This window comes from Streptomyces sp. CRN 30 (assembly GCF_034105845.1).
On the sequence record NZ_JAVRHI010000048.1, the window covers coordinates 1 to 6,185 of the forward strand.

Annotated in this window: 8 protein-coding genes; 6 read left to right on the forward strand and 2 right to left on the reverse strand. The window is 72.0% G+C overall.

Annotation, left to right across the window (positions count from 1 at the left end):
* The 4 genes from UW392_RS04940 to UW392_RS04955 all read left to right on the forward strand — a co-directional run.
* A partial coding sequence (locus tag UW392_RS04940; protein WP_320773620.1) for an HRDC domain-containing protein occupies window positions 1-403 on the forward strand: 403 nt, incomplete at its 5' end.
* Between the two features lie 164 nt (window positions 404-567).
* Window positions 568-885, forward strand: a complete 318-nt coding sequence (locus UW392_RS04945; RefSeq protein WP_320773621.1) for a hypothetical protein — start codon at window positions 568-570, stop codon at window positions 883-885.
* Window positions 886-1,054: 169 nt separating this feature from the next.
* Window positions 1,055-1,423 carry a WhiB family transcriptional regulator gene (locus tag UW392_RS04950; protein ID WP_320773622.1) on the forward strand — a complete coding sequence of 123 codons (369 nt, stop codon included), beginning with the start codon at window positions 1,055-1,057 and terminating at the stop codon, window positions 1,421-1,423.
* The gene (locus UW392_RS04955; RefSeq protein WP_320773623.1) at window positions 1,420-1,743 is read left to right on the forward strand and encodes a hypothetical protein; all 324 of its coding nucleotides are present in this window, start codon (window positions 1,420-1,422) and stop codon (window positions 1,741-1,743) included. The genes UW392_RS04950 and UW392_RS04955 overlap by 4 nt, the downstream gene beginning before the upstream one ends.
* Window positions 1,744-1,878: 135 nt before the next feature.
* On the opposite strand, the gene UW392_RS04960 is transcribed toward UW392_RS04955, so the two are convergent.
* Both UW392_RS04960 and UW392_RS04965 read right to left on the reverse strand, forming a co-directional pair.
* A complete protein-coding gene (locus tag UW392_RS04960) occupies window positions 1,879-3,282 on the reverse strand; it encodes an AarF/ABC1/UbiB kinase family protein (protein ID WP_320773624.1) in 1,404 nt (467 codons plus the stop codon).
* Entirely contained in the window at window positions 3,275-4,501 is a 1,227-nt protein-coding gene (locus UW392_RS04965) for a ThiF family adenylyltransferase (RefSeq protein ID WP_320773625.1), read from the reverse strand. Before UW392_RS04965 ends, UW392_RS04960 begins: the two co-directional genes overlap by 8 nt.
* Window positions 4,502-4,741: 240 nt before the next feature.
* Between UW392_RS04965 and UW392_RS04970 the strand changes: the two genes are divergently transcribed.
* Window positions 4,742-5,338, forward strand: a complete 597-nt coding sequence (locus UW392_RS04970) for a M48 family metallopeptidase (protein ID WP_320773626.1) — start codon at window positions 4,742-4,744, stop codon at window positions 5,336-5,338.
* 194 nt (window positions 5,339-5,532) lie between these two features.
* A partial coding sequence (locus UW392_RS04975) for a TerD family protein (RefSeq protein WP_320773627.1) occupies window positions 5,533-6,185 on the forward strand: 653 nt, incomplete at its 3' end.

Sequence of the window (6,185 nt, forward strand, 5' to 3'; positions counted from 1 at the left end):
CGGGGGAGTGGAGCGGGGCAGCGGAGGCCGTCCCGCGGGCGTCCCCGCGCCGTTGCGGCGCGCCCAGCGCGCCCCGGCCCGCTGCCGGGTCTGCGGGCGCACGCTGACCGACGCCGGCGAGATGAAGCTGATGCGCTGCGAGGACTGCCCCTCCGACATGGACGAGGGCGTCTACGAGCGGCTGCGCGCCTGGCGCGAGGTGCAGGCGGGACGGAGCGGACAGCCCGCGTTCTGCGTCTTCACCGAGAAGACACTGATGGCGATCGCCGAGAACGTCCCCGAGGACGAGCGCGAGCTGGTCCGCATCCCGGGCGTGACCGCGCGCAAGCTCACCCGCTACGGAGCCGATGTCCTGGCCATCTGCGCCGGTCAGGACGTCGACGCGACGGTCGACGACGACTGAGCGCGACTCGTCGAAAAAATAGTTTGCGCATGCCCCAGCAATCCCCATAGGTTCTTGGACACGGGAACAGCGGCCTTCCCGGAGGCCCTGAATCCGTGTTGTACTTGCATACCCGCAGGACCGGTCGGACCGGTCCTCTGAGACGCCGAGAGGAGGCGAGTCCAGTGATCAGCATCAACAACAGCTCCGTCAGCAAACTGACCGATCGCTCGACCGTCTCCCTGTGCATCCTCGGTGCCTCCAACCCGGGCACCGGTCTGTCCGGCATTCGTGCCGTGCGTCCGGCGTCCTCCCCTGTTCTCTCGGGCCTTCCCGTCCGTGAGCGCGATGAGCGACCGACCAAGGCACTGGAAGCGGCAGTAGTGGCACAGGCGCAGGCCTATGCCTTTGCGGCGGCCGGTGCCGGATTCCGGAAGCAGACGACGCACCACCACCTGATGTGGGCCTTCCGTGGGCCAGAACCCTGGAGTGATCCAGCCTGATCTGATCAGGCCGGCGCCTTCAGGGCCGCGGAACCCCACCCGGGATCCGCGGCCCTTCTGTTTTGCCCGAACGGGTGCGACAGGACGAAGGGGCCTCGGGACAACTGCAGACCCGGTACCAAGCCGCCCCGGCCGATCGGCCGGACCGACCAGACGAGGAAGACGAACCGTGCAACTCGAAGCGCACGCCCCGTCCGTACCACCTTCCGGCACCATCCCGAAGCCCGGCTCCACGGAGGACCCGACCTTGACCCCGCTCACCGCGCTCACCGCGCTCGACGACGCCATCGAGAACCTCGGCGTGCCCGTCCCGTGCCGCTCCTACGACCCGGAGGTCTTCTTCGCCGAGTCGCCCGCGGACGTCGAGTACGCCAAGTCCCTGTGCCGCACCTGCCCGCTGGTCGAGGCCTGCCTCGCCGGCGCCAAGGAGCGGCGTGAGCCCTGGGGCGTCTGGGGTGGCGAGCTGTTCGTGCAGGGCGTTGTCGTCGCCCGGAAGCGGCCGCGTGGCCGCCCGCGCAAGAACCCGGTCACGGCATGAACACCGCAGGCACGATCGACCGTCCCCTCACGTACGACCCCACGAAGCAGGCCCCGATGAAGCCGTCCACCCACGAGCCCGCGGGCTCCGCACCCGAAGACTCCGCCGTGAACGGCGCGAACGACTCGCGCCAGAACAGGACCCGAGAGATGCAACTCATCCCAGAAGCCCTGGCCCGTGCGCATATGCACGAGCGACTGCACGCCGCCGAGCGGGAACGCCGGGCCATGCGCCTGGCGGCCGCCCGCCGGATGCAGCGCCGGGCGGAGCGCGCCTCGATGCGCGCCCGCCGGGCGCTGGCGATGGCCGTGATGCAGTAACCGACGATCACACCTGAAGCGGTGGCCTCCCGACCAGGGAGGCGAAGCTCTCCTCGGGGGCCGGTCCGTCCACACGGGCCGGCCCCCGCGGCGCTGTGTTGCTCCCCCGGGGCCCGCGCCGGTGATCCGTGCCGGTCAGGCCTCCGCCGCTGTCTCCGTCTCCGGCTCCTGCTCAGTCTCGTCCATACGTTCGGCGTCCTCGGGCTCCTCCGGTACGAAGCCCGGCAGCCAGTCCTCCAGCTCCTGCCGCAGCCGCACGGTCGCCCCCAGCTGGCACAGCACGCCGATCGTGCTCAGGGTCACCCGGTGGATCAGCAGATAGGCGGGCGGCAGGTTGAGCTGCTTGCCCAGCTGGTAGGCGGGGGAGCGGATGTCACCGATGCGCGCGGCCTGGCCGCGCATCCAGCCGCGGGAGAAGGTGAACTCGTCGACCTCGGCCGGTTCGATGATCGGCAGGAGATAGTCGAGGACCTCGTCGGGGTCAAGCTCGACCTCCTCCTTGACGAAGTTCTCCGAGCGCAGCTCCTCGTAGACCGCCTCCGCCTCGCCTTCCAGGGCCATCCGCAGACAGTCGCCGATGATGTCCGGCAGGCCGCCCGGCAGACGGTCGACCGTGCCGAAGTCCAGCACGCCGAGCCGCCAGTCGTCCGCGCCGGCGGGGCCGCCGGGCAGCAGCCGGAAGTTGCCGGGATGCGGGTCGGCGTGCAGCAGGCCGGTGCGGGCCGGGCCCGCGAAGAGGAAGTGGGCCAGGAGCTGACCGGCCCGGTCGCGCTGCTCGGGAGTACCGTCCGCGATGACCTCCGACAGCGGCACCCCGTCGATCCACTCGGTGATCAATATCTGGTCGCACTGGTGGACCACGTCCGGCACCAGGATGTCCGGGTCGTCCGCGAACTCCTCGGCGTGGGTCCGCTGGGCCTGCGCCTCCAGGCCGTAGTCCAGCTCCTCCGAGACCCGGTCCTTCAACTCCGCGATCAGCGGCTTCACATCCAGGCCCGGGACGAGCGGACCGAGCAGACGGGCGAAGCGGCCGAGCTGGTTGAGGTCCGAGAGCAGGGCCTCGCCGGCTCCCGGGTACTGGACCTTGACCGCGACCTCCCGGCCGTCGTGCCACACCCCTCGGTGCACCTGGCCGATCGAGGCCGCCGCCGAGGGCTTGTCCTCGAACTCCTGGAACAGCTCCTGCCAGTCCTCGCCCAGCCGCTGGGCGAGCACGGTGTGCACCGTGCGCGTCGGCATCGGCGGGGCGGCCTCCTGCAACTTCGTCAGCGCCGCCCGGTAGGGACCGGCGATCTCCTCGGGCAGAGCCGATTCGAAGACGGAGAGGGCCTGGCCGAACTTCATGGCGCCGCCCTTCAGCTCCCCCAGCACCTTGAAGAGCTGCTCGGCGGTGCGCTGCTGCAACTGCTGGCCGACGATCTCGGCGGACTCGCCCACGATCCGTTTGCCGAGCCCCCAGGTCGCCCGTCCGGCGAAGCCGAGCGGGAGCGCGGCGAGCTTGGCGGTCCGGGTGACCGCCTTCCGCGGAAGATCAGACATGCGCCCTCCAAGTCCCAGCCGGCCGCGCCGCCCCTGCCTCACATCGTGCTCCGGTCGACGGCCGTCGCTCCCTCATTGTCGCGCGCCGCTCCCCGTCCTCGGGGGCGTGTTCCCGCTCACCTTTCCCCTCGGTTTCCGCCGCCGCTCCGCAGGGGCACGAGGAATGGGCCGCCACCGGCCGTGCGTGCCAGGTCAGACCGGGCAGTGCGACCTCCCAGCGCGCACCGGCGCTGGAGGGCGTGCGGCCGTCGAGGAACGCCAGGGCGTGGGCGGCCGACAGTCCTGCGACCGTGGTGGCCAGCGCCAGGTCACAGGGCCGTGCCCGGCGCTGCCTTCCGGAGCGCCACTGGGTGATCAGGCGGGGCCAGGTCGGGTCCCGGTCGGTGCGGCTCTCCTGCAGACAGCCCGCGCACCCCGTCTCGCCGGGCAGGACGAAGGGGCCGACGACGCCCGTGGCCTCCACCACACCGGCGTACAGGTGGGGTGTGCCGGAGGCCATCAGGGAGTCCGCGGCGGACGGTGGGGGCGCGTGCACGGCGACGTCGTCGCGCGGGGCGACGATCACGAGGGAGTACCCCTGCCCGCCGTCCTCGGACACGGTCCCGGTCGTACGACGGGACGGGCGGCCCGGGGCCGCGCGGCGCACGGCACGGCGGGCGGACGTGTCACGGCGGTCGCCCACGGCCTCGGCGGGAAGCCCGCCGGGGCCCACGTCCCACGGCTCGACGCATCCGCCGTCACGCACGTCGACCTCGCCGATCCCGGCACCCGACAGCAGCGACGCCAGCAGGGCGCCGACCCGGCCCGCGCCTCTGACCTGCACCCGGTGGGCGCGGCGGGCGGCCAGCCGGCCGAGGGCGTCCCCCGGCCGGGACGTCGTCAGGGACAGGGTCGCCAGGTCCGGGCGGAGCCGGTCGAAGGTCTCCTTGTCCGCGCGGAGGGCGTCGGCGGCCGGGCCCCCGCCCCGGGCGTCATCAAGGAGCCCGGCTCTGCTCAGCCGCTCCACCACCAGGTCGACATGGCCGTCCGGCAGGTCCATCCGGCGTCCCTCCGCACGCAGCAGCGGCAGCCCTCGGGTGCCGTTGAGCAGTTCCATGAAGCTGCCCGTCGCCGTGTCCACCGGGCCGAGCGTCAGCGCGTGCGCCGGCGTCATCCCGAACTGGACGGTGTTGAGATCACGCCAGCCGCGCCGCAGCGCGGGCTTCACCATCGGATGCATGACAGGTCCCCCGTACGTGCTGGTACTTCCACTGGTGCTCCCGGTGCCGGTCCGGTGGCCGCAGCCGGGCCGACGAGTGCCAGCATGCACGGTCCCGCCGACACGGGCGGGAAGTTATCCACAGGCGGGGGGTATTCGTCGTACTGGTCACACCGGTAACGGTGTCGCTGAGGGCATCGAGGCGGTATCCAACCGTCCCGGAACCGGGACTTCCCCGGGTACAGCGGGTAACGTCGGGGCGTGTCCGCCGACCCACTGCACCGCGCCGGAACGCCCCAACGCCTGCCGACGAGTCCGCCGCCCAGTGGCTCGGGTGCGCGCGCGATCGAGGTCCGCAGAAGCACCCGCCGCCGCAGGACGGTCTCCGCCTACCGCGAGGGCGACCGCACCGTCGTGCTGATCCCCGCCCGGATGTCCGAGGCGGAGGAGCAGCGCTGGGTGAGCGTCATGCTCGACAAGCTGGCGGCGCAGGAGAGCAAGCGCGTCCTCGGCGACACCGAGCTGGCGGAGCGCGCGCAGCGGCTGTCGGCCCAGTACTTCGAGGGACGCGCGCGGCCCAGCTCGGTGCGCTGGGTCACGAACCAGAACACGCGCTGGGGCTCGTGCACCCCCGCGGAGGGGAGCATCCGGCTGTCGCACCGCCTCCAGGGGATGCCCGAGTACGTCGTCGACTACGTGCTGCTGCACGAGCTGGCGCACCTGCTCGTTCCCGGACACGGTCCCCGCTTCTGGCGTCTGCTGGACGGCTACCCGCGCACCGAACGCGCCCGCGGCTACCTGGAGGGCGTGGTCGCCGCCGACCGGCTGCCGCACCTGCCCGGCGCGCGGGAACGCTAGGGCCTCCCCGCGCGGGGACGCCAGGGTGGTTCTTCCCCGCGCGGGAACACCGGGGTGGTTCTTCCCCGCGCGGGGTGCCGATGGCCGTCACGGCGGGTTGTGTACCGGGTCGGTACCGGTCTCGGCCGGTGTCGGACCCAGCCGTTAGCCTGGCGCGACGCACTTGTATTTCGGGATGGGGGACGGTCGTACGCATGGCCAGGGAATTCCAACGCGGCCACAAGGCCAGGATCAGTGATCTGACGGCGGGCACGGATCTGTACGTAGGCGTGCAGATCGCCGGCCCCGGGCTGACCTTCGACATCAGCTGCTTCGGTCTGGACGCCGACGAACGGCTCTCGGACGACCGGTACTTCATCTTCTACAACCAGCCGAAGTCACCGGAGGAGGCCGTCCAGCTCCTGGGCGCGCAGGCGGGCGACACGGAGTCGTTCCGGGTGACGCTCGACCGGATACCGCAAGCGATCCAGAAGCTGTCCTTCACGGCGACGCTCGACGGCGCCGGACAGATGTCGCAGGTCGGACCCGGGTACATCCGCATCGTCGCGGGCGGCGAGGAAGTCGCCCGCTACCCGTTCGACGGCTCGGAGTTCACCACCGAGCGCGCCGTGATGCTGGGCGACTTCTACCTGAAGGACGTCTGGCGGTTCGCGGCTGTCGGCCAGGGCTTCGACGGCGGTCTGGACGCGTTGCTGCGGAACTTCGGCGGTGAGGTGGCCGAGGAGGAACCCGCCCTGCCGGAGCAGCCGGCCGCGGGCGCCGTGCCCGGTTTCGCCCCGCCCGCCTTCGCTCCGCCCGCCGAGTCCCAGGCGCCCCCGGCGTTCGGCGCCCCCACGGCCCCGGCCGC